The following is a 26,121-nucleotide window of genomic DNA, read 5'->3' on the forward strand; positions in this document are numbered from 1 at the left end:
AACGATAGTTCCCAGAAGATAGCAAATACTCGCTCACTTATCGAGTTCGCGAGGCACTGCTCACGAGGCACTGCTCACGAGACGCCCGCTCACGAGGCGCCCGCGGACGGGCCCCACGACCTACGACTTACAGCTCGTTTCGCAAAGATCGGCCAGGAGTGGGATGCCGTGTCGGGACCCTGGTCGGGGTGGCCGGCTGGCGCCCCCCGCGGAACAGGACCCAGACCGAGGCCCGGTACCTCCTCCCCGAGCCGGTTATGCACCCTGAGTCTCCGCCATCGGGTGATGTGCGGCGGGTGAGAGAGTCCTGGCTGCCCCTCACCCGCCACGGTTCCGCGCCGCCGTGCATAGCGGCCGGCCCGGTACGCATACCCGTCGGGCCCGGACCGTGCCGGGGACCCGATGATCCCCGCGCATCCCGCACCCAGCACCCCGCACCCCGCGCACCCGGACACGGCCGCCACGGACCACGGCCGATCATGATTTCCCTGGGGGTGCTCGAACCGGACACGACACCCCGTTGTCGATCAATCTTTGCGAAACGGGCTGTTATGCACCCCGGTTCCCCACGACGCGAGGGAACATCAGGTCAGGGTGCCGTGCCGCCACCGGTACCAGCGGCGGGCGGGACCAGCTCACGCCGCAGCTGAGCGACCTCGGCACGCCAGCGCCGCACCGCGGCTTCCTTGATCTCCGCATAGCCCTTGACCACCTGGACGGACTCGGCGGCCTGGACCAGCGTCTCGTAGGAGACGCCGGACCCGGCCCGCACCGGCCGCACAAGCTCGGTGATCAGCGCCTCGTACTCGGCGATCACCGCGCGCTCGGTGCGGCGGTCGGGGTCGTAGCCGAAGACGTCGAAGGGCGTCCCGCGCAGCCGCTTCATCGCCCGCAGGCCGTGGAAGGCGACGGCGTAGGGCCGGCCCATCGGGAGCTTCCTCGACACGCCCAGCCGGCGCAGCGCGGGTGGATGGAGGTGGTAGGTCACCTTGTACGGGCCGTCGATGCCGAGGCCACGCGCGACCTCGTCGTAGTCCGTCTTCAGGTGCAGCCGGGCGACCTCGTACTCGTCCTTGTAGGTCAGGATCTTGTGCCAGGAGTCGGTGACCGCCCGGGTGAACTCCCATCCGCTGGCCTCGTCGTCCCGCGCGGACGCCTGCTCGACCAGGCCGAGGAAGCGCCGCGCCAGCGAGTCGCCCGAGTAGTCGATCACCTGGGCGGCCCGGCGGACCAGCAGGTCACGCAGCGCCGGGGGCAGCGGGCGCTCGGCGACGAGCGCCGCCGCGCGGGTCAGCGCCGCCGGTGACGGGTCGGTGAGGCCGGGCCGCCGACCCGGCTCCGGACCGGCGCCGGAGGCCTCCGCGCCCGCCGACCCGGTGGCCACCGACCCGGCGCCCGCGGGCCCGGCGCCCGCGGGCCCGGCGAGGCTGGCCTCGACGGCCGCCGGGTCGTGCGCGGCCCAGCGGCCCCATTCGAAGGCCTCCCGGTTCTTCGCCGCGGCCCTGCCCTGCCGGCGCATCGCGTGCTCGACGTCGTCCAGCGTGAACGGCAGCCCGCCGAGCTGGAAGGCGGCGCCGAGCAGGACGACGTTGCCGAGGAGCTGGTCGGCGAACACCTGCTCGGCGATCTGCCGCCCGGCGATGAAGGCGACCCGCTCGGGGCCGACCCGGTCGGTGATCGCCCTGCGCAGATCCTCGTCGGCGGGCGCGGTCGCGCCGCCCTGGAGCATCGACGTGGTCGGGATCAGCTCGGTCTCGACGACCGCCACGGTGTGGCCGGGGCGGACCCGTTCCAGCTGGGGCCCGCCGGCGGCCTGCAGGATGTCGCCGGAGAGGTAGAGGTCGGCCCCGCCGGGGCCGACCGTCGCCGAGCCGATCTCGGCCCTGGTCGCCGCCAGGTGCAGGTGGGAGACCACGGCCCCGGCCTTCTGCGACAGGCCGGTCTGGTCCACGCCGCCGACGACGAGCCCGGCCGACTCGGCCGCGGCCGCGAGGATCCGGCTGGCGGTGATGATGCCCGTCCCGCCGATGCCGGTGACGTAGATGCCGTACTGGCCGTCGACACCCGGGTTGGCGGGCGCCGGCAGGGTGCCGGCGGGCAGGGCCGGCCGCACCGACTCGCCCGTCCCGGCGGACGCACCCGCGGCCTGCTCGGCACTCGCCCTGCGGGCCCGGCGCTTCGCCGGGGACCTCGTCCACGGCCAGGTCCGCGACCGGGGCTGCACGGTGACGAAGGACGGGCAGTCGCCGTCCAGGCAGGTGTAGTCGCGGTTGCAGGAAAGGTCGTCGATGCGCCGCTTCACACCGAGCTCGGTCTCCACCGGGAGCACCGACAGGCAGTTGCTCTTGGTGCCGCAGTCGCCGCACCCCTCGCAGACGGCCTCGTTGATGACGACCCGCCGGGGCGGCTCGGGCAGCAGCCCGCGCTTGCGCAGCCGCCGCGACTCCGCCGCGCAGCGCTGGTCGTAGATGATCACGCTGACGCCGGCCACGCCCCGCAGTTCCTCCTGCACCTCCGGGAGGTGGTCCCGCCCGAGCACCCTGACGCCCGGTGCCCAGCGGGCGCGACGGCCGTAGCGCTTCGGGTCCTCGGCGCACACCACGATGCGGCGCACGCCCTCGGCCTCCAGCGCCCGGGTCATCGCCGGGACGTCCATCAGGCCGACGACGTCCTGACCGCCCGTCATGGCGACCGCGGTGTTGTACAGGATCTTGAACGTGACGGCGACGCCGGCGGCGACGCTCGCCCGGATCGCCAGGATGCCGGAGTGGCTCAGCGTGCCGTCGCCGAGGTTCTGGATGAGGTGCGGCTCGTCGACGAACGGCGCCAGCCCGATCCAGGGCACGCCCTCGGCGCCCATCGGGGTGGGCGGCAGGCTGGTCATGCCCTGGTGCCGGGTCTCGAAGTACATGATCCCGTGACACCCGACGCCGCCGCCGACGAGGGCACCGTCCGGGAAGACCGTCGAGCGGTTGTGCGGGCAGCCGCTGCAGAAGCCCGGCGGCCGGGACGGCAGCGCGAGCAGCGGCAGCGACATCCGCCGCGGCTCGTCGCGCCGGCCGGCGGCGAGCGCCGGGCGGACCCGGGTCAGCGCCTTGCCGACCGCGGCCGGGTCCAGCTCGCCGACCGTCGACAGCAGCGCGCGCCCGTCCAGGTCCTTCTTGCCCGCGACGGGGACCATGATCCCCGCCTGGTGCAGGATCGACCGCAGCTGCGTCTCGATGAACGGCCGCTTCTCCTCGACGACGAGGATCTCCTCGACCGACCGGGCGAACTCGACGACGGTGCTCTCGACCACCGGGTACGTCATCGCGAGCTTGAGCACGCGGACGCCGGCGGCGGCGAGATCGGCGGGGCGGACACCGAGATCGGAGAACGCCTGGACCACGTCGAAGTAGGTCTTGCCGGCGCACACGATGCCCAGCGGCGCGCCCGCCTGGGCGCCGACCACCCGGTCGAGGCCGTTGTGCCGGACGTAGGCCTGCGCGGCGCGCAGCCGGTGGTCGACGACGAGCGCCTCCTGGCCGGGCACCGCGTGCGGGCCGACCTTGGCCTGCGGCCGGTGCCGCCACGGCAGGCCCTCGACCAGGATGTCCTCCGGTTCCTCCGGAGTGTGCCGGTCGAGATCGAGGTCGACGCTGCCGATGCCGTCCGCCACCGCGGTGACGATCTTCATCCCGACCCAGGATCCGCAGTACCGGGACAGCCGGTAGGCGTGCACGCCCAGGTCGAGGACCTCCTGCTGGTCACCGGGGAACAGCACCGGGATACAGGCGTCCTCGAACGTGTACTGGCTGTCGCAGGGCAGGGTGGACGACTTGGCGGTCGGGTCGTCGCCGCAGAACATGACGACGCCGCCGTTCGGGCCGGCGCCCATGGCGTTGGCGTGCCTGAGGACGTCCCCGCACCGGTCGAGCCCCGGGGTCTTGCCGTACCAGGCGCCGACGACGCCGTCGACGCCGGCGTAGCCGCTGACCGCGCCCATCTGGCTGCCCCACACGACGGCGGCGCCGAGCTCCTCGTTCAGCCCCGGCCGGTGCAGGATGCGGTGCTCGGCCAGCTTGTCGCCGAGCTTGTCCAGGGTCAGGTCGAACGTGCCCAGGGGCGAACCCGGGTAGCCCGACACCATCGTCCCGGTGGTCAGGCCGTCCTTGGCATCCAGCCGCTCGCGCACGACGAGCAGGCGCGCCAGGGTCTCGACTCCGGAGAGCAGCGCCGCAGCGGCCGGGGCGGGCACCGGGGCCTCGACCGCGGGCGGATCAGCGACGGGCGGGCCGTCCAGCGGGGGCGCCTCGATCACGTCGCCGGACGCCGCCCGCTCGCCGGTGGCCCCGATCATGGGAACATCCGCGGGTTGACGTAGGCGAACCGCCCGCCCTTGAGGACCGTGCGGCGGCGGTCGGGATCCTGCAGCACGGTGATGTCGGCGAGCGGGTCGCCATCGACGATCAGCAGGTCGGCGAGGTAGCCCGCGCGGACCTGGCCGACGTCCAGGCCCACCAGCGGGCCCATGTTCCGGGTCGCGGTGTTGATCGCCTCCTGCGGTGACATGCCGACCAGCTCCACGTAACGCTGCAGCTCGGCCGCGTAGGTGCCGTGTTTTGTCCACTGGTGGCCGAAGTCGCCGCCGGCCAGGATGCGGATGCCCGCCTCCCGCAGCTGGCGGATGCCCTCGACCTGGGCGTGGAACTCCTTCTCGTAGCCCGAGCGCTCGATCTTCTCCGGGGTGACGCCCCAGGGCTCGGCGTGGCCGCTGACCATCGCGTACAGGTAGTGCAGGCCGGGGCACACCCAGACGTCGTCCCGGCGCGCCTCGAGCTCGTGCACCGCCTTGTCGTCAAGGAAACAGGCGTGGTGGATGACCCGGACCCCGTTGCGCGCCGCCATCGCGACGCTGTCCGACCCGCGGGCGTGAACCGTGATGAACGCCCCGTACCGGTCGGCCTCGTCTACGGCCGCGGACAGCATCTCGTCGTTCATGTAGAGGTCGTCGGAGGGGTACTCGGGGACGATGCCGTCCCCGGAGACGAACAGTTTCAGCGCCCGGACGCCGGTGTCGCACTGGCGGGCGACGACCTCGCGGATGTCCCGGGCGTCGGAGACGACCGAGGTCATCCCGGTGTCCGCGCTGATCGCGCCCCGCTCGGTGATCATCGTGCCGCTCGGGATGACCCGCGGGCCGGGGATGAGGCCCCGCTCGATCGCGTCCCTGGTGCGCACGTCGTCGAACGGCTGGGAGACCCCTGCCCCGACGACGAGCGTGTAGCCGCTCTCCAGGAACGTCCGGGCCACGGCGGCGACGTCGAGCGCGTGCGGCGCGGCCGGCGCGTTGGCGACGGAGACGTGGTCGAAGACGAAGTCGAGCGGCCAGCTCATGTGCACGTGCGCGTCTCCCAGGCCGGGTAAGACGGCCGCCCCGTGCAGGTCGACGACGCGGGCCGCACCGGAGTCGACCTCGATGCGCCCCGCCGCCACCCGCGCGATCCGGTCGCCCTCGATCAGGAGGTCGCCGTCGGCGATGACGTCCGACCCGGAGTCGGTGCCGGGAGCGGAGCAGGTGATTATCTTCGCGTTCCTGATCAGAGTGCGCTCGGTCATGTTCGCGTTCCCTCCCGACACGTCGGCGGTGAGTCCGCCGACCCCGGCGGCGAACCCCGTTCCGAGGGTCACCCGCGGTCGCCCCTCTGCGCCACCTTCAGACGACCGCCGCTAAATGATCACGGTCCGGGTGCCCTCGGCACGGTCGAGCAGCGCGATGCCCTCGTTGATGTCGTCCAGCCGGATCCGGTTGGACACCATGCCGCCGAGGTCGAGCCGGCCGGTCTCGGCCAGCCGGATGAACCTCGGCATGTCGCGCAGGATCTGGGCGCCGCCCACCACGGACCCGGCGAGACGCTTGCCGGAGAAGATCGCCGAGATGGCCGGCAGGGTCAGGGTCGCGCTCGTGGACGGCATGCCGACCAGCGTGACCGCCCCCTGCTTACGTGCCATGTCGAAGGCCTGCACCATCAGGTTGGGCAGACCGACGACCTCGAAGCTGAAGTCCACCCCGCGCCCCTCGGTCAGCGCGCGCACCTGCTCGACCGGGTCGGCCTCCGCCGGGTCGACCACGTGGGTCGCGCCGACTCGCAGGCTGGCCTCACGGCGGGCGGGCACGAGGTCGATGCCGATGATGGTGGCCGCGCCGGAGATGCGCGCGCCCTGGATCACCGACTGCCCGACCCCGCCACAGCCGATCACCGCGACGGACGAGCCGGGGGTCACGCCGGCGGTGATGAGCGCCGCGCCGAGCCCGGTGGTCACCCCGCAGCCGAGCAGCGCCAGCTCCTCGTCGGCCAGGTCGGTGTTGGTCGGCACGACCGAGGCCTCGTCGACCACCATCGCCTCGGCGAACGTGCCGCAGCCGCACACGGCGGCCGCCGTGCGGCCGTCGGCCAGCTTGAACCGCGGCGCCGCCTTGACCGGCCCGCCGAGCTCGCAGTGGTTGGACATGCCGTTGACGCACCACCAGCAGGTGCCGCAGGCCGGCGACACGGCGGCGAGCACCCGCTGGCCCACCTTCACCCGGCGGACCTCGGAGCCCACCTCCTCGACCACACCGCACGCCTCGTGACCGGGAACGATCGGAAGCGGCAGGGGCGAGTGCCCGTTGATGACGTGGAGGTCGGTGTGGCAGATACCGCTCGCGGCGATGCGCACGAGCACATCCCGCGGGCCCACGGCGGGCTGGTCGAGATCCTCGACGACCAGCGGCTTCTCGGCCTCGTACGCGACAGCGACCCGCACTGGCGATCCTCCCATCAGCACCGCCGGCCCAGGGACCGTGAGGGGGCCGCGCGCAACGCCGAGGGTATTTCAGTAACCGCTCACTCCACAAGAGGTCCACCAGCAGCTCTGTTCTGCATTGCGATCAGCCCCGCACGAGGCAGGTAAGTATGTGAGCACCCTGTTAGCATGGCGCCCTACGGATCCGTCCCATGGCGTGCCGGGCCCGGCGCGACGACGTCGATCGTGAGGTTTTCGTGGGATCGTTGGATGGCCGCGTAGCAATCGTCACCGGCGCCAGTCGCGGTATCGGGTCGCGCATTGCCGCGCGCCTGGCCGCGGAAGGAGCGGCGGTCGCTCTGGTCGCGCGCACGGTCGACGCCGGTACTTCCCGGCTGCCAGGCTCGATCACCGAAGTGATCGAGAACATCAAGGCCGGCGGCGGTCACGCCGTCGCCATTCCCGCCGATCTCACCGCGCCCGACGATGTCGAGACGATCATCGAACGTGCGGAGGCAGCCGTCGGCCCGGCGGACATTCTGGTCAACAACGCCGGGGTCAATTTCTACGGACCTGCGCTCGACATCCCGCCGCGCCGTTACGGGCTGATGTTCCAGATGATGGTCCACACCCCGTTCCGGCTCTGCCAGCTCGTGGTTCCCGGGATGGTCAGCCGCGGGCAGGGCTGGATCGTGAACATCACGTCCAAGCAGGCCCGGCACCCGATCGGCCCGCCCTACCCGGAGTGGGCCAGCGACGGGTGCGTCCCCTACGGCATGTGCAAGGCCGCGCTGGACCGCCTGACCACCGGCCTGGCCGCGGAGCTCGAGGGCACCGGGGTGGCGGTGAACGCGCTCGGGACGTCCGGGCTGGTCATGACGCCCGGTGTCGCCGCCGTCTCGCCGCACACTCCGGACAACGCCCCGGTGGAACCGGACGAGGCCATGGCCGACGCGGCCCTGCTGCTGTGCAGCGGGAACCCCGCGGAGCTGACCGGGCGGATCACCTACAGCATGGAATACCTTGGCAGGCCGTTCCCGGACGGGCCGTGGGCCCTGTCCGCCACGTTCTGACCAGCGACCACAACCTGATCAGAGAACACCACTGATCAGAGACCACCACGCTTTCCGACCGGCCCGGCGGCAGGGCTGCCGCCGGGCCACGAGTGAAGGAGGACCCGTGCGTATCGAGGTCGACCCGGACCGGTGCGAGGGGCACGCTCGCTGCTGGGACATCAGCCCCAGCGTCTTCGAGCTGGACGAGCAGGGCCACGGGACGGTCATCCTGCCGGAGGTCCCGGCGGAGCTGGCCGAGCAGGCGGCGGACGCCGCCCGCAACTGCCCGGAGCGTGCGATCACCGTCAGCGACTGAGGTCGCCAGACCGGAGATGCCCGCCGGCACGTGATGTGCCGGCGGGCTTCTTCGGGTCTGCGCGGACCGCGGTCCCGGCCGGTGTCCGCCTCAGCTGGCGTCGAGCGTCCCCATCAGCAGATGGGTGTCCTGCTGGAAGACACGGATCTCGCGGACCAGTCCGCCCGTCACCGTGAACAGCTCGACCACGTCCACCGTCGCCGAACGGCCGGTGGACTTCGCCGTCCAGGTCTGGGTGGTCTGCTGGACGACCAGCTCACCGCACCCGACGATCCTGGGTGGGCTGATGACGCGGCTCCAGTACCTGCCGAACTCGGCGCCCATCCGCTGCGCGCCGGCGTGGCCCTCGTACCAGCCGCCGTGCGGCAGGGACGCCGGCTGCTGCATCCGGATCTCCGGGTCGAACAGCGCGAACGCGCCGTCCATGTCCGCGGAGAGGAACCGCCGCGCCAGCTCCTCGACGAGCGCGGCGGAGTCCCTGGGGTCGAACTCCGACTCGGTCGCCTTCTCCTCGGTCGCCTTGTCCTCGGCGCCCACGTCACTTCCCAGCCGGGGCGGACTCGCCGGCCTGCGCGGCCCTGCGCTCCCGGTACGCCTGGATCGTCTCGGTGAAACCGTGGTGCAGGTGCTGCGGAGCCGGCTCGTTACGCCCGAACACCACCGTGTCGACGATCCCGGCCCGGATGCCGGGCTCCGTGCGGCCGGCGACCCAGAAGTCCTCGCCGTCCACCACCGTCTCGCAGATCCACGGCGCCATGTCGACGGCCTTGGCCCGCTCCTCGGGGGACAGCCCGGGACGCAGGTAGACCGAGTGCAGGACCCGCGACGTGCTGCTGTCGACGGGCAGGATCTGCCACAGCTCGACGTGCCGGCTGTCGAAAGTCAGGCAGGTGTTGGGGAACAGCGAGTACTGCGGGCTGAAGTGCTGTGTGACGTCGCCCCACTCGCTCTCCGGGGTGTCCCGCAGCGCGTCGATGGAACGCAGCGCCGAGGCGTTGCGCAGGTGCCGCCCGAGCGGGTCGAAGGTCAGCACCCCTCCGTAGGCGTAGGTGCGCAGCGTCTTCCGGTGCAGATAGTTGAAGTGGTAGTTCTCCCGGAAGGTGTCGAGGGTGACCTTCCAGTTCGCGGCGACCTCGTGCGGGTGCGGCTCGCTGTGCTGCTCCCAGTCGGCGAAGTCCAGCATCTCGAGCTCGCCCGCGAGCTCCGGGCCGAGGTAGTCGTCGATGTCGAGCGGCTGGCCGGGGCGCAGCCGCCCGACGATGAGCCCGTAGCCCTCGGCGACCGGGAGCTCGACAAGGCCCTTGTCCTCCAGGCACATCCCCTCGAAGTACTCCGACGAGGGCACCCCGACCAGCCTGCCCTCGTTGTCGTAGCTCCAGGAGTGGAACGGACAGCTGAACCGCGCGGCCTTGCCCGCGCCGTCGACGAGCCGCACGCCGCGGTGGCGGCAGACGTTCGTCAGTGCCCGGACCTGGCCCCTGGCGTCCCTGGTCAGCAGGATCGGCGTCCCGAGGATGTCGACCGTCCGGTAGGAGTCCGGCCCGACGAGAGCGCCCGAAAGGCCCAGCACGAGCGGCTGGTCGAGGAAGAGCGCCTCGACCTCCTCGCGGTAGTGCTCGGCCGAGTAGATGTCCGTGGACACCTCGAGGACCGACTCGGCCTGGTCGGTGGTCCGGTTCTCGACGTGCTCGATCAGCCGGCGCACCAGCTCGTGGTCAAAAGCCTCTCTGTCCACGGTCACTCCCATCGTTCTGAAAGATTCTCCGCGGGTGCTGAATCCCGTGACCGGAACGAGGCCGCGGTCGTGATGATTCCAGCCGGTGCCGCCAGCCGGTACCGGCCAGCCGGCGACTCCCGTCCGGGAGACGCCGACCGAGCTCACAGCGTGATGGTCGCCGGGTCAGCAGGCGTGAAGTTGTAGACGCGGGCCGCGTTCCCGATCGTGATCTTGTGCTGGACCTCGTCGGAAAGGTGCCCGAGCCAGCCGCCGGCCAGCTTCACGGTGTCCGGCCAGGTGGAGTCCGAGTGCGGGTAGTCGCACTCGAGCATCACATTGTCCTCACCGATGATGTCGAGCAGGCGGACGCCGGCCTGGTCCTCGATGAAGGTGCCGAAAACGTGGTCGGCGAAGAGCTGGCGAATGTTGGTGTCGAGGTTGAACTTCGCCTCACCCTTGGTCTCGCCGCGCTCGTGGGAGGCGTTCATGTCGATATCGAACCGCGACGCCCAGAACCGCTGCTTGTCGATGACCTGCTCAGCCCGCTCCAGGAAGTACGGAATCCAGCCGATCGAGCCCTCGGAAAGAGCGATCTTGAGGTTCGGGAACCGGTCGAAAATGCCACTGAACAGCCAGTCCAGCAACGTGCCGGCCTGGTTCGCCGCCGCCGAGTAGGCCATGAAGGCCAGCGTCGGCATGTCCGGCGAGGTGCGGATCAGGTTGGACGACGACCCGACGTGCATCGAGATCACGTAGCCGGTCTCGTCGCAGGCCTCGAACATCGGCTCCCAGAAGTCGGTGTGGATCGACGGGAGACCGAGCTTGGTCGGGTTCTCCGAGAAGGCGATCGAGCGGCCGCCGCGGGCCGCCGTCCGCCGGATCTCGGCCGCCGCGGCCACCGGGTCCCACAGCGGAATGATCATCATGGGGATGAAGCGGCCGGGGTAGGCCGCGCCGAACTCCTCCAGGATGAAGTCGTTCCACGCCTGGACGCAGAGCAGCCCGAGCTCCTTGTCCTTGGCCTCGTGGAAGACCTGGCCGCAGTACCGCGGGAACGACGGGAACAGGATCGACGACAGCACGTTGCCCTGGTTCATGTCGGCCACCCGGGCCGCGGGCTCGTAGCAGCCGGGGCGCATGTCCTCGTACGAGATCGGCTCCGGCGAGAACTCCTCGCGGGTCTTGCCCGCCACGGCGTTCAGGCCGGTGGTGACGATCTGGCGGTCCTCGTAGACCCAGAACTCCGACTTACCGTCCCGCACGATGCGGGGCCCGGTGTCGCGCCAGCGCTGTGGCAGGCGCTCCTGCCACAGCCGCGCCGGCTCGATGAGGTGGTCGTCGACCGAAATGAACCAGCTGAACGACACAAGTCCTCCCTGACTTCGGCGCAAGAAAGCGAACGCTCACGTATATGGTAGCTCAGCGCGCAGCCGGAGCACCAGTGAAGCCGCCGGGCTGGTCGACGAACGGTCCGCTACCTGCGCCAACGCCGCGGGCGGGCCCGGCGGCGAGCCCGGCCGGCGCGGGGACCAGCCCGCCGGCCGGGCCGCCAGGCCCGCCAGTCCGCCTACTCGGTGGGCGGTCTACTCGGTGAGCGGGTCGTCCGCCGGCTCGGCGAACCGCGCGGCGAGACGGGCACGGTGCGCGGCGGGCGCGCCGAACAGCGCCCGGCCCAGCAGCGCCCGCTTGAGGTAGACGTGGACGCCGCCCTCCCAGGTGTACCCGATGCCGCCGTGAAGCTGCATGGCCCGGCCGGCGACGTCGACGGCCGCGACACAGACGTAGGACTTCGCCCGCGACACGGCCACCCCGGCCTGCGGGTCGCCGGACGCCACCGCGGCCACCCCCGCCGCCAGCAGCTCCCGGCCCACCGAGATCCGCACGAACATGTCGGCGCAGGCGTGCTTCACCGCCTGGAACGACCCGATCGGACGTCCGAACTGCCGCCGGGTGCCGGCGTAGTCGACGGTGGCCTCGAGCATCGCCTCGGCCAGGCCGAGGCAGTCGCAGGCCACGGCCAGCGCCGCGCGGTCCAGCAGGCGACGGACGGACTCCTGCGGGTCCGTTCCGAACTGCCACACTGACCCGGCGTCGACCACCGCGCCGTCCACGGTGACGGTGCCCAGGCTGCGGGTCTCGTCGACGACCGGCTGCCCGGTGACGGTGACCCCGGGGTCGTCCGGGCGGACCCGCACCACCACGGGCACGCCCGTCGGGTCGAGGGCCACCAGGAGCAGCTGGTCGGCCTCGGCCGCGTCGAGCACGAAGCCGGCGGTGCCGTCGACCCGCGCCCCCCCGCCGGCACCGGGCGCGTCGCCGGGCGTCGCCGGGCGGACGTGGAACGGGATGGTGACGTCGTCACCGGCCGGCAGCGCGACGGCGAGGCGCTGCTCGCCGGCGGCCACCGCGGCCAGCAGTTCGTCCCGGCCGGCGCCGGGCTCGAGCAGGCGCAGCGCGCCGACCCCGAGCACGGCCGAGCCGAGGTAGCCGCTGCTGGCGGCGGCCCGGCCGATCTCGTGCAGCACGACCGCGACCTCGGCGAAGGTCGCGCCGGCGCCGTCGAGCTCCTCGGGCACCTCCAGCCCCAGCCAGCCCGAGCCGGCCAGCAGCGACCAGTCGACCGGGACGGGCGCCTCGTCGTCGCCGGTGCGGCCGGTGGTCTTGCGGAGCATGTCGCGCGCCACGTCACGCAGCTCGCGGTGCAGCTCGCGCAGGTCGTCCACATCCTGCGGCGTGCTCGCGCCCGCGGCGCCCGCCGGGCCCGCGGCGCCCGGACCGGCGCTCATGCCGGCACCACCGGCTCACGGGGCAGGCCGAGCCCGCGCTCACCGATGATCGTGCGCTGGATCTCGCTCGTGCCGCCGGGGATCGTCCACTCCCAGGAACCGATGAAGTCCAGCACCCAGGCCCCCGACTCCCAGCCGCTGGACGCCGGCTTGCGCAGCTCGGTGTGTGCCGGCAGCCCGGCGACCTCGACCGCGAAGTCCATCGTCCGCTGGAGCAGCTCGCTGTAGTAGAGCTTGACGACCGAGGCGTCGGCCGGACCGGCGGTGCCGGCCTCGTGCCGCTCGACCAGCCCCAGACACAGCGCCCGCAGGCCGGCGATCTCGGTCTCCAGCTCGGCGAGACGGTCCTGCACCCGCGGATCGTCGACGAGCCGCCCCCCGCCGGGTGCCGGCCCCCGGCACGCCTCGACCAGCCAGCGGAACCCGGCGTTGCCCAGCCGTTCGGCCAGTTCGAGCATCGTCATCCCCCGCTCGGCGCTGAGCGTCGCCTGGGCCACCTGCCAGCCCTGGTTCACCGGGCCGACCAGGTTCTCGGCCGGGATCACCACCCCGTTGAGGAAGATCTCGCAGAAGTGCGACTCGCCGGCCGCGTTGCGCACCGGACGGACGTCCAGCCCGGGTGAGCGCATGTCCATCAGGAAGTAGGAGATCCCGCGCCGTTTGGGCGCGGCGGGATCGGTGCGGGCCAGCAGCAGGCACCAGTCGGCGTGCGCGGCGCCGCTGGCCCACAGCTTCTGCCCGTCGACGACGAAGCCGTCGCCCTCGCGACGCGCGGTGGTGCGCAGGCCGGCCAGGTCGGATCCGGCCTCGGGCTCGGAGAAGCCCTGCACCCAGATCTCGCCGTCGAGGATCGCGGGCAGGTGCCGCGCCCGCTGCTCGTCGGTGCCCGCGGCGAGCAGCGTCGAGGCGGCATGGTGGATGGAGACGAAGCCGAGCACCAGTCGCGGCGCGTCGTGGGCCGCCAGCTCCTGGTACAGCACCACCTGCCGGGCGGCCGGCATGCCGCCGCCCCACTCGGCGGGCCAGTGCGGGACGGCGTAGCCGCCCGTACGCAGCTCCTGGAACCAGGCCTGCTGGAAGGCCACGAACTCGGCGTCGCCGGCGACCGTCTGCGCGCGCCGCCAGTCGGCCGGCACGTGCTCCCGGCACCAGCGGCGGACCTCGGCGCGGAACTCCGCCAGGTCCTCGGTGGACGTGTTCATCGCGGCTGCCCCTCCTCACCGAAACCCGCGGCGGAACCCGCGCCGGCACGGGCGGCGGCTCCCGCGGGCCCGGCGAACGGGCCGGACAGGCCCGCCCGGCCGATCCGGCGGGTCAGGTGGTCGCGGGTGGCCGACAGGCTGAGCGGATGGCGGCGCACGGGCTGGCTGTAGCGGGAGATCCAGGACAGCGTGGTCTCGTCGCAGAAGCCCATCGCGCCGTGCAGCTGATGGGTCACCCGGAACACCAGGTCGGCCGCCTCCAGGGCGGCGTGCCGCAGCGCGAGCGCGTCCTCGACGGCGTCACCGTGGCCGGCCTGGACGCTCCACAGCGCGAACTTGGCCAGCTCCTCGACCCCGACCCGCTCGACCTCGGCGTCGGTCAGCTGGAACTGCACGCCCTGGAACCGGGCCAGCGGCTGGCCGAACTGCTGGCGGGCGAGGACGTGCGCCCGGGTCAGGTCGAGCGCCCGGTCGAGCATGCCGAGCAGCGTCCAGCACGGCAGCACCAGCGCGAGCGCGGCGTCCGCGCGGCCGTCGGCGGTGCCATCCTCCGTCCCGGTCCCGGTCCCGGTGGACGTCGCGACCGGCTCGGGGTCGAGCTCGGCGACGAACGCGCCGTAGCGGGGCCCCTCCGCCGGCGGGCGGGCGGTGGCCACGCCGCGGCGACCGTCCAGGGTGACCGTCGACCAGCGCTGGCCGACCCCGGCGACCGCGGCCGCCGGGGTCGGGCCGGTGCCGACGCCGGCTCCGGTCCCGGCGGCGAGGACCAGGCCGGCCGTGGAGCCGTCCGCCGGCCGGCACAGCCGCTCGGCCAGCGGGTAGGGCAGCACCCACCAGCCGGCGGCCCGGCACAGCGCGGCCGCGGCCTCCAGTTCGTCGCCGCCGGCACGCGGGTCGAGCTCCCAGGCGCCGATCTCGTCCAGCAGCGGCTCGATCAGGCCGGCCCGCTTCTCCGGCTCCCGCTCGGCGGCCTGGACGAGCTCGTCGCCGCCGGCCGCCTCGAAGGCGCGCAGGGCCGTCCGGCCGTACTCGGCGGCCTCGTCGCTCAGCTCGGTGTTCATGTCCGTGCTCGTGGCCGCGCCCAGGACGGCGGTCATGACGCCGCCAGCAGGGCGCGCGCCATCAGGATCCGCTGCATCTCCACGCTGCCCGAGGCCACGGTGGCCGACACCGAGTAGCGCCGGTGGTCGGCGACCGCGCGGCGGAACCGGCGGCCCGCCTCGTCGGGCAGGGACGCCTCGGCGACGATGTCCATGAGCACCTCCGCGCTCTCCTGGTCCAGCCGGGTCACCGCGATCCGGTAGGCGGCCGAGTCGTCGGGCCTGATCCGGCCGCTGGCCTGCAGTGCCACGACGCGGTAGGCGAGCAGCCGGGCCCGGCGGGCGTGCACGAGCATCCGGGCCCAGCGGCCGCGCAGCTCCTCGGGGAGCTTCTCCCACTGGTCACCGAGGGCGGTGGGAGCCTCGTGCAGCAGCCGCTCGACCCGGGCGTAGCGGGCGATACCCACCCGTTCGAAGGCCAGCACCTCCTGGACGAGCGACCAGCCCTCGTCCACGGTGCCGAGGACGTCCGCCTCGGTCACCCGCAGCTCGTCGAAGAACACCTCGTTGAGGTGGTGCGGACCGATCATGCTGGCGATGGGACGGACCTCGATCGCGGGGTCGGACATCGGCACCAGGAAGACCGTGAGGCCCTGCTGCCGGCGGGCGCCCTTGGACGTCCGGGCCAGCAGGAAGCACCACTGCGCCATCGTGGCGTAGGAGGTCCAGACCTTCTGGCCGGTGACCCGCCAGCCGGCGCCGTCGCGGCGGGCGGTGGTGCGCAGGGAGGCGAGGTCGGAGCCCGCCTCGGGCTCGCTGAAGCCCTGGCACCAGATGACCTCTCCGCGGGAGATCGGGGGCAGGTGGCGGGCCTGCTGCTCGGCCGTGCCGTGCCGCATGATCGTCGGGCCGACCCAGTTGACGCCCATGTACTGCGCGCCGCGCGGCTCGTGCAGGGCCCACATCTCCTCGCGGACGGCCATCTGCTCCCACGGCGACGACTCGCGCCCGCCGAACTCGCGGGGCCAGGCCATGCACAGCAGGCCGCGCTCCGCGAGGGTCCGGCAGAACGCCTGGGCGACCTCGAGGTCAGCGGGGTCGGCGGTGAAGGCACCGAGGAAGTCGGGTGGCACGTGCTCACGGACCAGCTGACGAAGCTCCCGGCGCAGGGTCGCCACGCCCTCGCCCATCTCGTACTCCATGGACCGGAAAAGTAGTCTGAATCGCGTCAACCTTCAATACTTATAAGGATACGAGCGGTATGCTCGCGGGGTGTCGATCAGCCGCCGCGGGCGCGTCTCGCAGGTTCGGATCGCCGAGACCGTCGCCGCGGCCCTGCGTGCGCGCATCCTCGCTGGCGACGGGACGGACGGATACCAGCTCCCGACCCAGGACCAGCTCGTCCAGGAGTTCGGGGTGAGCTATCCCTCCGTGCGGGAGGCCATCCGGATCCTGGAGACCGAGGGCCTGGTCACCGTGCGGCGCGGCAAGGTCGGCGGCGCCGAGGTGCACCGCCCCGACGAGGCGTCCGCCGCCTACCATCTCGGGCTCGCGCTGCAGGCCGGCCGGGTCACGCTGGGCGACCTGGCCACCGGGCTGCAGACCTTCGAGCCGCTGTGCGCCGCACAGTGCGCGGCGGCGCCGGACCGGCACGAGCGGATCGTCCCCGTGCTGCGGGCGAACGTCGAGGCCACGGCCGGGTTCGTGGGCACCGGCAGCGCGTTCACGCACGCCGCCCGCGAGTTCCACGAACTCGTCGTCGCGCTCACCCCGAACGCCACGATCCGCCACATCGTGAGCAGCCTGGTGGCGCTGTGGTCCGCCCAGGAACAGGCCTGGGCGGAGTCGGCCGCCAGCAGGGGCGCGTACCCCGCCGAAGTCGAGGCCGAGCAGGTCGTCCGCACGCACCGGCGGATCCTCACCGAGATCACGGCCGGCCGCGCGCCGGCGGCCGAGCGCATCACCCGCGCCCACCTCACCGCCTCACAGGCCTACCTCCTCGACCGGTTCGACGACAGCGTGGTCACCGTCACCGACGCGAGGTCCCGGCAGACGTACGCCGTCCCGAACCCCATCTGGCGCGTCTAGCCCGGGCGGTACGGCGCGCCCGGGCCAGCACGTCGAGCGTGGGCGGTCAGCGGGCCGTCCAGCCGCCGTCCACCGCGATGGTCTGGCCGGTCACGTACCGGCCCGCGTCGCTGACCAGCCACAGGACCGCGCCTAGGAAGTCCTCCACCCGGCCGTCGCCGGGCAGTGGGGTGTTCCGCCGCAGCCAGTTCTGGCCACTCTCGGTGTCGTAGAGGCTGTCGGTGATCTCGCTGCGGAAGAAGCCCGGGGCGATGGTGTTGACCCGGATCTCGTGCCGCGCCCACTGGACGGCCAGCTCGGAGGTGAGCCCGGACAGCCCCGCCTTGCTGGCCGCGTACGACGCCTGCGGGATGCCGGGGACACCGACGATGCCGCTGATCGACGAGATGTTGACCACCGCGCCCCGCCCGGCCGCCTTCATGTGCGGGAACACCGCCTGGCTGAGCCGGAGCGGAGCCACCAGATTCAGCGCCAGGGTCCGGTTGATGGCGTCGAGCGGCTCGCTCTCGGCGCGTTCCTCGGTGAGGCGGGCACCGGCGGCGTTCACCAGGATCTCCGGCCCGCCGAGCTCGGCGGCGACCTGCGGCACCACGGCGTCGACCTGCTCCGGGTCGAGCAGGTCGGCGCCGACGGCCAGGCCGCCCAGCTCCTCCGCGAGCGCGAGGAGCCGGTCGCGGCGGCGCGCCACCACGGCCACCCGGGCACCGGCGGCGGCCAGCGCCCGCGCGATGCCCGCACCGAGGCCGGACGACGCCCCGGTCACCACCGCGACCCGGTCCTTGAGGGCGAACAAGTCGAACAACCCGAACTGATCGGGAACCGCTGTCATGCGGTCACGATCCGTCCCGGACGCTCCTCGGTCAACTCATCGCCCTCGATCAGGACACGGCCGTTGACGAGGGTGTAGTCGTAGCCCCGCGCCCGCTGGACGAACCGGTTCGCGCCGTGCGGGAAGTCCGCGAGCATTTCGGGGGTGTCCAGGTCGAGGCGATCCAGATCGATCACGTTGACGTCGGCGAAGGCGCCGGGCGTGAGGACGCCCCGGTCGGCGAGGCCGAACAGCTCGGCCCCCTCGGCGCTCAGCTTGCGCACCGCCGTGCCGACGTCCAGCAGGCCCTTGTCGCGCACCCAGTGCCGCAGCAGGAAGGTGGGCTGGCCCGCGTCCATGGTGAGGGCCACGTGCGCGCCGGCGTCCCCGACCCCGACGACGACGTCCGGGTTGGTGATCATCACGGCGACGGCGTCGAGGTCCTGGTTGAGCACCGGGTAGTAGAGCAGCCCACGGCCGTCGGTCTCCAGGGTGCAGGCGAGGAACGCCGCCGCCGGGCTGACCCCGCGGCGAGCCGCCTCGGCCGCCAGGCTGTTACCCGGGTCGACGTCGTACCGCGCCGGGCCGGGCGGGAGCAGGTACAGCTTCGACGGGTCCTTCGGCGCCAGCGGGCCCGACAGCTCGACCGGGTTCTCCGCCTCCTCGACCAGCGCGCGGCGCACCTCGGCGTCGCGGAGCGCCGCCAGCCGCTCCGCCCACGGCTGCTCCATGAACTTCGCCCAGCCCGGCAGCGCGTCGTACGGCGTGCGGCCGACGAGCCCGTAGAGGATGCCGCTGCCCCGGGCCGCGGTCTGCGGACGCAGGTCGGCGCCGCGGCCGCGGGCGGCGGCCACCTCGTCCATCACCCAGGACCACAGGCCGGGCCGGCGGTCGCTCTGCATGATCGCGAAGGTGAGCGGGCGCCCCGAGGCGCGGCTCACCTCCTCCATCCAGGCCAGCTCGGCGACGGAGTTCTGCCGCTCCGGTCCGTCCCGCTCGCCGATGCGGGGGACGACCTCGATCGTGCCGCGCCCGCGCGAGGCGAGGGCCCCGGCGATCGCGGCGAGCTCCGCCTGCAGGGCGTAGGTGCCCGGGACGGCGCGGCCGTCCGGCACGGTGTGCATGAAGCTGCGGGACGTCGAGAAGCCGAGGGCGCCGCCGTCGATCGCCTCGCCGACGACCGCCGCCATCTTCGCGATGTCCTCGTCGGTGGCGGGGGCCTCGTCCAGGCCACGTGGGCCCATGACGTAGTAGCGCAGCGCGCAGTGGCCGATCATGCCGCCGACGTTGACGCCGAGCTGCCGGCGGCCGAGCGCCTTCAGGTAGTCGCCGTAGCTCTCCCAGCTCCAGTCGATCCCGTCCATGATCGTGTCGGCCGGGATGTCCTCGACGGACTCCATCATCTCGGCGAGGTAGCGCTGCTCGCCGGGCCGCACGGGCGCGAACGTGACGCCGCAGTTGCCCAGGACGATGCTGGTCACGCCGTGCCACGAGGACGGGCTGGCCACCGGGTCCCAGAAGAGCTGCGCGTCGAGGTGGGTGTGGATGTCGACGAATCCCGGGGTCACCAGGCGCCCGCGGGCGTCGATCCGGCGGCGGCCGGGTTCGCTCACCTCACCGACCGCGGTGATCCGCTCCCCGTCGATCGCCACGTCCGCGCGACGGGGCGGCGAACCCGTCCCGTCGACCACCTCGCCGCCATAGATCACGATGTCGTGCATGGCATCCGTTCCTCCGGTCCGCCGGACGGGCGGTCGACTGATGAGTAAGCCCTCATTCATCAAAAATGCTAAGGAGGCTGGCCGTGTCCCGTCAAGCGGCACGGACGCCGCTCGTGGATCGCCGGAGCCGGGCACCCGCCGCCGACGACCCGCAGCCCGCATGATCTACGATCGCCGAGCTGCGCCCGCCAGGCGGCGACACGGACAACAATGTCACGGACGACAGTGACGCACATGACACCGAAATCGCGAGGGCGCGGCGTTTCTCGGCGCCGGTGATTCCCCCAGCTGAAGTAGTGTACGTTCATTCACTAGCTGTGGTACTAGGCGTGCCGGGAGGAACCATGGCCGAGCAGGTAGCCCACTCCCCCGACGCCACCGGGTCACAACGGCCTCGGCGGCTCACCGCCGAGGCCCGCAAGCGCTCGATCCTCAAGGCCGCCCGCCAGGCCTTCATCGAGACGGGCGACATGAACGGCACGACCATCAAGGCGATCGCCGAGCGTGGCGGAATCAGCGAAGGCGTGATCTACCGCCATTTCGAGAGCAAGGACCAGCTCTTCTACGAGGCCGTGGTCGAGCCGCTGCGCGAGGCCGTGGACGAGCTCGTCGCCGCGACCGAGGTCGTCGATCTCGAGGAGCCGCTGACCCCCGAGCGGCAGCTGCAGACGATGAACGGCCTCTACCGCCAGCTCATCTCCACCCTGGAGGAAGTCCTCCCGCTGCTGGGCCTGGTGCTCTTCGGCGATCCGAAGGTCGGCCGGCGGTTCTACCGCAAGCACTTCGCGGTCGCGATGGACCGGCTCGCCGATGCCTGGCGCGACGTCGAGGACCGCTACGGATTCGAGTTCGAGTCGCCCGACCTCTCCGCCCGCGCGGTGATGGGCATCGCCCTCGTCCTGGCCATGGAGAGCCGCCACAACGACCTGTTCAACCGCGATCGGGCGGTCGCCCTGATCAGCGAGAGCACGATCAAGGGCTTCTTCCCCGTCATCGAGCCCTCCCGCCGCCGGCGCTGACCCCACCCGGCCGGTCGCCCCACCCTGCCGGTCGCCCCACCTCCCAGCTGACGCCTGCGCCCGCTGCGGTGTCAGCGCCGAAGTGAGCTGTGTGTGTGCGGTCAAGAGGATGGCTGAGCCAACTCGCTTCACTCGCCGGCCCCCGAGCGCCGGCGGACGGTCGGATGCCGGCCGGCCGCGCCAGCCCGGAATACCTGTGAGGGCACGGCCACCCCGGCTCGTCGAATCGCTCTGGCCAGCACCTGGCCCGGCGATCTGGCACGTTGGTAGCAAGTAAGCACTCACATGGTTGATAAGGTCGACGACCAGTGCGGACCACACCAACGAAGATCAATTCAAGCTAGCGAGCACTCGCTCATGGTGTTAGGCTCCGCCGAGAGTCACCCCCAGGGAGGCACTGTGCGTGACCGGCTGATGTACAGGGATGCGTTCTATATCAACGGCACCTGGGCCGCGCCGGCCGGCTCCGGGACTCTGAACGTGGTGTCGCCCTCGACCGAAGAGATCGTGGGCGCGTTACCCGAAGCCACCCGCGAGGACATGGACAGGGCGGTCCGCGCCGCGCGCGACGCCTTCGAGAACGGCCCCTGGCCACGGATGTCCGCGGCCGAGCGAGCCGACATCCTCGCCCGGGCCGCCGAGGCCCTGCGCAAGCACGAAACCGAGATCGCCCAGGTCACCACCGACGAGATGGGCTGCGCGACCAGCCAGGCCAAGGCCGCCCAGACCGGCCTGGTCGCCCCCGTCTTCGAGTACTACAGCGAGCTGGCCCGCAGCTACGAGTTCGAGCGGACCGTGCTGGCCGGTGACCGCGGCGCCCTGGTGACGCAGGAACCGGTCGGCGTGGTCGCCGCGATCGTTCCCTGGAACGCGCCGGTCACGCTGGCCGCGTGGAAGGCCGCTCCGGCGCTGGCCGCCGGCTGCACGGTCGTCCTCAAGCCGGCGCCCGAGGCCCCGCTGAGCAACTTCATCCTCGCCGACGCGATGGACGAGGCGGGTGTGCCGCCCGGCGTGGTCAACGTCGTCCCCGGCGGCCGCGAGGTCGGCGAGTACCTGGTCACCCACCCGGACGTCGCCAAGGTCGCGTTCACCGGGTCGACGGCTGCCGGCCAGCGGATCATGAGTCTGTGCGGCGAGGCCGTCCGGCGGGTCTCCCTCGAGCTGGGCGGCAAGTCGGCCTCGATCCTGGTCGACGACGCCGACTTCGACACCGTCGTCCCGACTGTCGTGCGCGGCGGCATGCACCTCTCCGGCCAGGTCTGCGGTGCGCACACCCGCGTCCTGGTGCCGCGGTCGCGCTACGAGAAGGTGCTCGAGATCGCCGCCGCGGCCGCCGCGGGCGTCTCGGTCGGCGACCCGCACGACCCCTCCGTCTTCGTCGGCCCCCTGGTCGCCGAGCGGCAGCGGACGCGGGTCGAGGGCTACATCGAGGGCGCGGTGCGCGACGGCGCCCGCGTGGTCGCCGGCGGCGTCCGCCCGGAGCACCTGCCGCGGGGCTGGTACGTCGCCCCGACCATCATCGGCGACGTCGACAACAACATGCGGATCGCCCGGGAGGAGATCTTCGGGCCGGTCCTCTGCTTCCTCCCCTACGACGACCTCGACGACGCCGTCCGCATCGCGAACGATTCCCAGTACGGGCTGTCCGGCGGTGTGTGGTCGGCCGACCCGGCACGCGGCGTGGAGGTCGCCCGGCGCATCCGCACCGGCAGCGTGGCCGTCAACGGCGCCTATCCGCCGTTCCCGCTGGTGCCCTTCGGTGGGTTCAAGCAGTCCGGTCTCGGCCGTGAGCTCGGCCCCGAGGGCCTGGCCGGCTTCCTGGAGACCCGCAGCATCGGTCTTCCCGCCGCGCTCGTGACGGCGTCCCAGCCGACCCCGTGACACCGGGTGCGGGAAACGTCTCCTGACGGGGACAGCGCGGCTTAGCATCCACCTCGTCCGGGATACCGACGCCTTCCGCCGCGGAGAACCGTCCCGGGCAGCCGCCAACGACACCGGGAGGATCGCGTGCCGAAGGGCATTCTGGTCGTGCAGACCCGTCCCGTCTCCGCCGAGCGCGAGGACGAGTACAACAAGTGGTATTCCGAGGAGCACGTGCCCGACATCCTCAAGATCCCCGGTTTTGTGGGCGCGCGCCGTTACCGGGTTCGCGACACCGCCGACGTGACGGCCGATCCGGGGACGCTCGAGTACATAACCATTTACGAGATCGAGGCTGACGACCTCGCCACGCCGCTGCAGGACCTGCGCGCCTCGTCGAACGCCGGCCGCGTCCGGCGCAGCAGCTCGCTGCAGACCGACCCGCCGCCGATCCGGACCTTCTACGAGCTCATCGACTAGCACGGCGGGACGGCCCTGGTGCCGGGCACCAGGGCCGGACACCTACCCGAGGCCACCGAACCAACCCCGCCACTGACCCGCCACAAAGAGGAGAACCGGTGTCGACACTCACGCCCCCCGACGCGGTGGCGCTCCCGTTCCTCGGCGGCGGGCCGCGGCGGTTGCTGATCGGCGGAGAATGGAGCGAGGCGGCCTCCGGCCGGACCTTTCCCAGCATCAACCCGTCCACCGGCGAGACGCTGACCGAACTGGCCGAGGGCGGCGCCGAGGACGTCAACCGGGCCGTCGCCGCGGCGCGCGCGGCCTTCGAGGGCCCGTGGCGGCGCATGCTCCCCAGTGAGCGGCAGGACCTGATCTGGGCGTTCGCGGACGCGGTCACGGCCCACCAGGAGGAGCTGAAGCTGCTCGAGGCGCTCGACATGGGCGCGCCGATCGGGCGCCGCCGCCCCGGGACGAAGCCGGGCTCGTCCTGGGAGGCCGGCGTCCTGCGCTACTTCGCCGGCTGGGTTACCAAGATCCACGGGGAGACCATCCCCAACTCGATCCCGCGCCAGGTCCTCAGCTACACGCTCAAGGAGCCGATCGGGGTGGTAGCCGCGATCGTGCCCTGGAACCGGCCGGTCAGCAACGCCATCTGGAAGATCGCGCCCGTGCTGGCGGCGGGATGCACGATGGTGCTCAAGCCCGCCGAGGAGGCCAGCCTCGCCGCGCTGCGGCTCGGTGAGCTGCTCACCGAGGTCGGGATCCCGCCCGGCGTGGTGAACATCGTGACCGGCCCCGGGGAGACGGCCGGCGCGGCCCTGTCTGCGCATCCGGACGTCGACAAGGTGGCCTTCACCGGGTCCACGACGACCGGGCAGCACATCGTGCGGGCGGCGGCCGGCAACCTGAAGCGGGTCTCCCTGGAGCTGGGCGGCAAGTCGCCCGATGTGGTCTTCGCCGACGCGGACCTGGATCGGGCCGTGCCCGGCGCGGCGATGGCAGTGTTCACGAACTCCGGCCAGATCTGCTGCGCGGGAACCCGCATCTTCGTAGAGCGGTCGATCCACGACGAGTTCGTCGAGCGGATCGCCACGTTCGCCGCGAACCTGCAGGTCGGCAACAGCCTCGACCCGAAGACCAGGATCGGGCCGCTGGTCTCGGCCGAGCAGCTCGAGCGCGTCGTCGGCTACCTCGACCTCTCCAGGGAGGAAGGCGCGCGGGCCGCCGCCGGCGGTGCCCGCATCGAGACCGACGACCTGGCCCGGGGCTACTTCGTCGCGCCGACCGTCCTCACCGACGTGCACGACGAGATGCGGGTGGTGCGAGAGGAGATCTTCGGCCCGGTCGCCTGCGTGCTGCCCTTCGACTCGATCGAAGAGGTGACGGCCCGCTCCAACGACACCGAGTTCGGCCTGGCCGGCGGGGTGTGGACACGGGACATCGGCAAGGCCCACCGGATGGCGCGCGACCTGCGGGCCGGAACGGTGTGGGTGAACAACTTCAACCTCATGGACCCGGCCGTTCCCTTCGGTGGATACAAGGCCAGCGGCTGGGGCCGGGAGATGGGGCACCAGGCGCTCGACGAGTACCTCAACGTCAAGTCGGTCTGGATCGACACAGCCTGATCCGGGCGGCCGGGTGCGGGCGCCCTGGCGGAAACGAACACAAATACCCGTGAACGTCTCGGAGAAAGTGAGGACCAGATGCCCACGCCTGCCGCCGCCCCGATGCCCGACGAATGGTGCCTGAAGGACTTCGACCACCTCTCGCATGACCTGGCAGCCGTCTTTCCCGAGACGATGGACCGGATGCGGACCTTATGCCCGGTCACGCACACCGGGCAGCACGGCGGCTTCTGGGTGGTGACGAAGTACGGGGACGTCCTCAACGTCGCCCAGGACTGGGAGTCGTTCAGCTCCGCCTACGGCCTGGCGATCCCGCCGAGCACGACGCACGTCCGCAACATCCCGGTGGAGGTCGACCCGCCGGAGCAGCGCGTCTACAAGAAGCTGGTGAACTCGCACTTCACGCCGAAAGCGATCGCGGGCTGGGAGGCCCCGGCCCGCGCGCTCGTCACCGACCTCATCGACGAGTTCATCGAGCGCGGCGAGTGCGAGTTCATGGACGACTTCGCCCGCCCGTTCCCGAGCCTGTCGTTCTTCAAGTTCGCGTTGGACGCCCCCACCGAGGACCTCGACAAGGTCTCCTTCCTCGCCTCCAAGGCCTCCATTCCGAACGACCCGATCGGTAAGGAGTGCTGGGCCGGTCTCTCCGAGTGGATCAACGGTTTCGTCGAGCAGCGGCGGCAGCGCCCGCCCCGCGGTGACGTCGTCGACGCCCTCCTCAAAGCGGAGTTCGAGGGCCGCCCGCTGACCCAGAAGGAGATCGTCGGCATCGTCCAGCTCCTCATCCTGGGTGGGCTCGAGACGACGGCCGGGGCGCTCGGTCTGATGCTGCTGCGTTTCAGCCGGCAGCCGGAGATCCCCGCCTACCTGCGCTCGCATCCTGAGCGGATTCCCGCCGGGGTGGAGGAGCTGCTGCGGCTCGACGGGCCGTTCATCGCGATCGCCCGGACCGCCACCCGGGACATCGAGCTCGACGGCAAGCAGATCAGCAAGGGCGACCGGGTCCTCATCTACTGGGCCTCCGCCAACCACGACGACGCCGAGTTCCCGAACCCGAAGACCTTCGACATCGACCGCTCGCCGAACCGCCATCTCGCGTTCGGCGCCGGGCCGCACCGCTGCCTCGGCTCGAACGTCGCCCGGCTGAACATGCGGATCGCCCTCGAGGAGCTGCTTCGGCGGATGGACGACATCCGCCTCCGCGAGGATGCCGACATCCACTTCCACTCGACCCTCACCCGGGCGCCCCTGCACGTCCCCATCACCTTCACCCCCGGCCCCCGTTCCGCGCCGGTCGGCTGACCCGGGCACCGGAGCCGCCGGCCGGTTGATCAGGGACGCGCGCTCCGCACGGTCTCCCGGACGGGTTCGCTGCCGGGGCCTGTCCGCACACCATCGCCACGAACACCAGTGCGATCCGGCTCTGCGAGTCGCTCGGGTTCACCCGCCGGGCCCGCCCAGTTGGCCGCCTGGTTGGGTCGAGCAGGGATACCGGCGCGAGCGCGCCATGTCCGGACCACCCCGGCACAGCCCCGTCGGACCGCCCCACCACACCGCGAAGATCAGAAACAGACCACACGCGGCACACGCCGCCAAGATCCACAGCGGGCACTCAAGAGCGCACCGCACTCGATGCTGGAATTCCGGAGCCTGGGTT

At 72.0% G+C, this 26,121-nt stretch carries 20 protein-coding genes; 8 read left to right on the forward strand and 12 right to left on the reverse strand.

The features are described 5' to 3' along the window. Window positions 1-589: 589 nt before the first annotated feature. The 3 genes from AC559T_RS11685 to AC559T_RS11695 form a co-directional block, all read right to left on the reverse strand. Window positions 590-4,339, reverse strand: a complete 3,750-nt coding sequence (locus AC559T_RS11685) for an indolepyruvate ferredoxin oxidoreductase family protein (RefSeq protein ID WP_498868703.1) — start codon at window positions 4,337-4,339, stop codon at window positions 590-592. Continuing rightward, window positions 4,336-5,598 carry a metal-dependent hydrolase family protein gene (locus AC559T_RS11690; RefSeq protein WP_498868714.1) on the reverse strand — a complete coding sequence of 421 codons (1,263 nt, stop codon included), beginning with the start codon at window positions 5,596-5,598 and terminating at the stop codon, window positions 4,336-4,338. Before AC559T_RS11690 ends, AC559T_RS11685 begins: the two co-directional genes overlap by 4 nt. A 111-nt stretch (window positions 5,599-5,709) precedes the next feature. Continuing rightward, the gene (locus tag AC559T_RS11695; RefSeq protein ID WP_112109060.1) at window positions 5,710-6,786 is read right to left on the reverse strand and encodes a Zn-dependent alcohol dehydrogenase; all 1,077 of its coding nucleotides are present in this window, start codon (window positions 6,784-6,786) and stop codon (window positions 5,710-5,712) included. Window positions 6,787-7,022: 236 nt separating this feature from the next. Between AC559T_RS11695 and AC559T_RS11700 the strand changes: the two genes are divergently transcribed. Together AC559T_RS11700 and AC559T_RS11705 are read left to right on the forward strand one after the other, a co-directional pair. After that, complete coding sequence (locus tag AC559T_RS11700; protein ID WP_112109109.1) at window positions 7,023-7,838, forward strand: SDR family NAD(P)-dependent oxidoreductase; 816 nt, start codon at window positions 7,023-7,025, stop codon at window positions 7,836-7,838. Window positions 7,839-7,944: 106 nt separating this feature from the next. Next, the gene (locus AC559T_RS11705) at window positions 7,945-8,136 is read left to right on the forward strand and encodes a ferredoxin (protein ID WP_020464245.1); all 192 of its coding nucleotides are present in this window, start codon (window positions 7,945-7,947) and stop codon (window positions 8,134-8,136) included. 90 nt (window positions 8,137-8,226) lie between these two features. Here the strand turns inward: AC559T_RS11705 and AC559T_RS11710 are convergent, their stop codons facing one another. The 7 genes from AC559T_RS11710 to AC559T_RS11740 all read right to left on the reverse strand — a co-directional run bounded on the left by AC559T_RS11710 (window position 8,227) and on the right by AC559T_RS11740 (window position 16,083). Continuing rightward, a complete protein-coding gene (locus tag AC559T_RS11710; protein ID WP_368951895.1) occupies window positions 8,227-8,673 on the reverse strand; it encodes a nuclear transport factor 2 family protein in 447 nt (148 codons plus the stop codon). A gap of 1 nt (window position 8,674) precedes the next feature. Next, window positions 8,675-9,871 (reverse strand): aromatic ring-hydroxylating oxygenase subunit alpha, encoded by a 1,197-nt coding sequence (locus AC559T_RS11715; RefSeq protein ID WP_071067145.1) that lies wholly within the window; start codon window positions 9,869-9,871, stop codon window positions 8,675-8,677. A 143-nt stretch (window positions 9,872-10,014) separates the two neighbouring features. Next, a complete protein-coding gene (locus AC559T_RS11720) occupies window positions 10,015-11,220 on the reverse strand; it encodes an amidohydrolase family protein (protein ID WP_498868704.1) in 1,206 nt (401 codons plus the stop codon). Between the two features lie 216 nt (window positions 11,221-11,436). Further along, window positions 11,437-12,639 (reverse strand): acyl-CoA dehydrogenase family protein, encoded by a 1,203-nt coding sequence (locus AC559T_RS11725; RefSeq protein WP_498868705.1) that lies wholly within the window; start codon window positions 12,637-12,639, stop codon window positions 11,437-11,439. Further along, window positions 12,636-13,841 (reverse strand): acyl-CoA dehydrogenase family protein, encoded by a 1,206-nt coding sequence (locus AC559T_RS11730; protein WP_498868706.1) that lies wholly within the window; start codon window positions 13,839-13,841, stop codon window positions 12,636-12,638. The genes AC559T_RS11725 and AC559T_RS11730 overlap by 4 nt, the downstream gene beginning before the upstream one ends. Next, a complete protein-coding gene (locus AC559T_RS11735) occupies window positions 13,838-14,938 on the reverse strand; it encodes an acyl-CoA dehydrogenase family protein (protein ID WP_498868707.1) in 1,101 nt (366 codons plus the stop codon). The genes AC559T_RS11730 and AC559T_RS11735 overlap by 4 nt, the downstream gene beginning before the upstream one ends. Continuing rightward, window positions 14,935-16,083: an acyl-CoA dehydrogenase family protein gene (locus AC559T_RS11740; RefSeq protein WP_498868708.1), complete on the reverse strand. Its 1,149-nt coding sequence runs from the start codon at window positions 16,081-16,083 to the stop codon at window positions 14,935-14,937. The genes AC559T_RS11735 and AC559T_RS11740 overlap by 4 nt, the downstream gene beginning before the upstream one ends. A 70-nt stretch (window positions 16,084-16,153) precedes the next feature. Between AC559T_RS11740 and AC559T_RS11745 the strand changes: the two genes are divergently transcribed. Beyond that, window positions 16,154-16,969 carry a FadR/GntR family transcriptional regulator gene (locus tag AC559T_RS11745; RefSeq protein WP_112109055.1) on the forward strand — a complete coding sequence of 272 codons (816 nt, stop codon included), beginning with the start codon at window positions 16,154-16,156 and terminating at the stop codon, window positions 16,967-16,969. Between the two features lie 46 nt (window positions 16,970-17,015). On the opposite strand, the gene AC559T_RS11750 is transcribed toward AC559T_RS11745, so the two are convergent. Continuing rightward, a complete protein-coding gene (locus tag AC559T_RS11750) occupies window positions 17,016-17,798 on the reverse strand; it encodes an SDR family NAD(P)-dependent oxidoreductase (RefSeq protein WP_112109054.1) in 783 nt (260 codons plus the stop codon). Further along, a complete protein-coding gene (locus AC559T_RS11755) occupies window positions 17,795-19,498 on the reverse strand; it encodes an N-acyl-D-amino-acid deacylase family protein (protein ID WP_498868709.1) in 1,704 nt (567 codons plus the stop codon). Before AC559T_RS11755 ends, AC559T_RS11750 begins: the two co-directional genes overlap by 4 nt. Before the next feature lie 344 nt (window positions 19,499-19,842). Here AC559T_RS11755 and AC559T_RS11760 point away from each other — a divergent pair, with 344 nt between their 5' ends. From AC559T_RS11760 to AC559T_RS11780, 5 genes are all read left to right on the forward strand, one after another. Further along, window positions 19,843-20,517 carry a TetR/AcrR family transcriptional regulator gene (locus AC559T_RS11760; protein ID WP_112109052.1) on the forward strand — a complete coding sequence of 225 codons (675 nt, stop codon included), beginning with the start codon at window positions 19,843-19,845 and terminating at the stop codon, window positions 20,515-20,517. A 399-nt stretch (window positions 20,518-20,916) separates the two neighbouring features. Beyond that, window positions 20,917-22,398: an aldehyde dehydrogenase gene (locus AC559T_RS11765; RefSeq protein ID WP_112109051.1), complete on the forward strand. Its 1,482-nt coding sequence runs from the start codon at window positions 20,917-20,919 to the stop codon at window positions 22,396-22,398. A gap of 126 nt (window positions 22,399-22,524) precedes the next feature. Then, window positions 22,525-22,857 carry a DUF4286 family protein gene (locus tag AC559T_RS11770; RefSeq protein ID WP_071067129.1) on the forward strand — a complete coding sequence of 111 codons (333 nt, stop codon included), beginning with the start codon at window positions 22,525-22,527 and terminating at the stop codon, window positions 22,855-22,857. Window positions 22,858-22,955: 98 nt separating this feature from the next. After that, complete coding sequence (locus tag AC559T_RS11775; RefSeq protein WP_498868710.1) at window positions 22,956-24,464, forward strand: aldehyde dehydrogenase family protein; 1,509 nt, start codon at window positions 22,956-22,958, stop codon at window positions 24,462-24,464. Window positions 24,465-24,542: 78 nt separating this feature from the next. Next, entirely contained in the window at window positions 24,543-25,766 is a 1,224-nt protein-coding gene (locus tag AC559T_RS11780) for a cytochrome P450 (protein WP_498868711.1), read from the forward strand. Window positions 25,767-26,121: the final 355 nt, after the last annotated feature.

Origin of the sequence: Frankia sp. Hr75.2, from assembly GCF_949319125.1 — a bacterium.
Lineage (GTDB): Bacteria > Actinomycetota > Actinomycetes > Frankiales > Frankiaceae > Parafrankia > Parafrankia soli.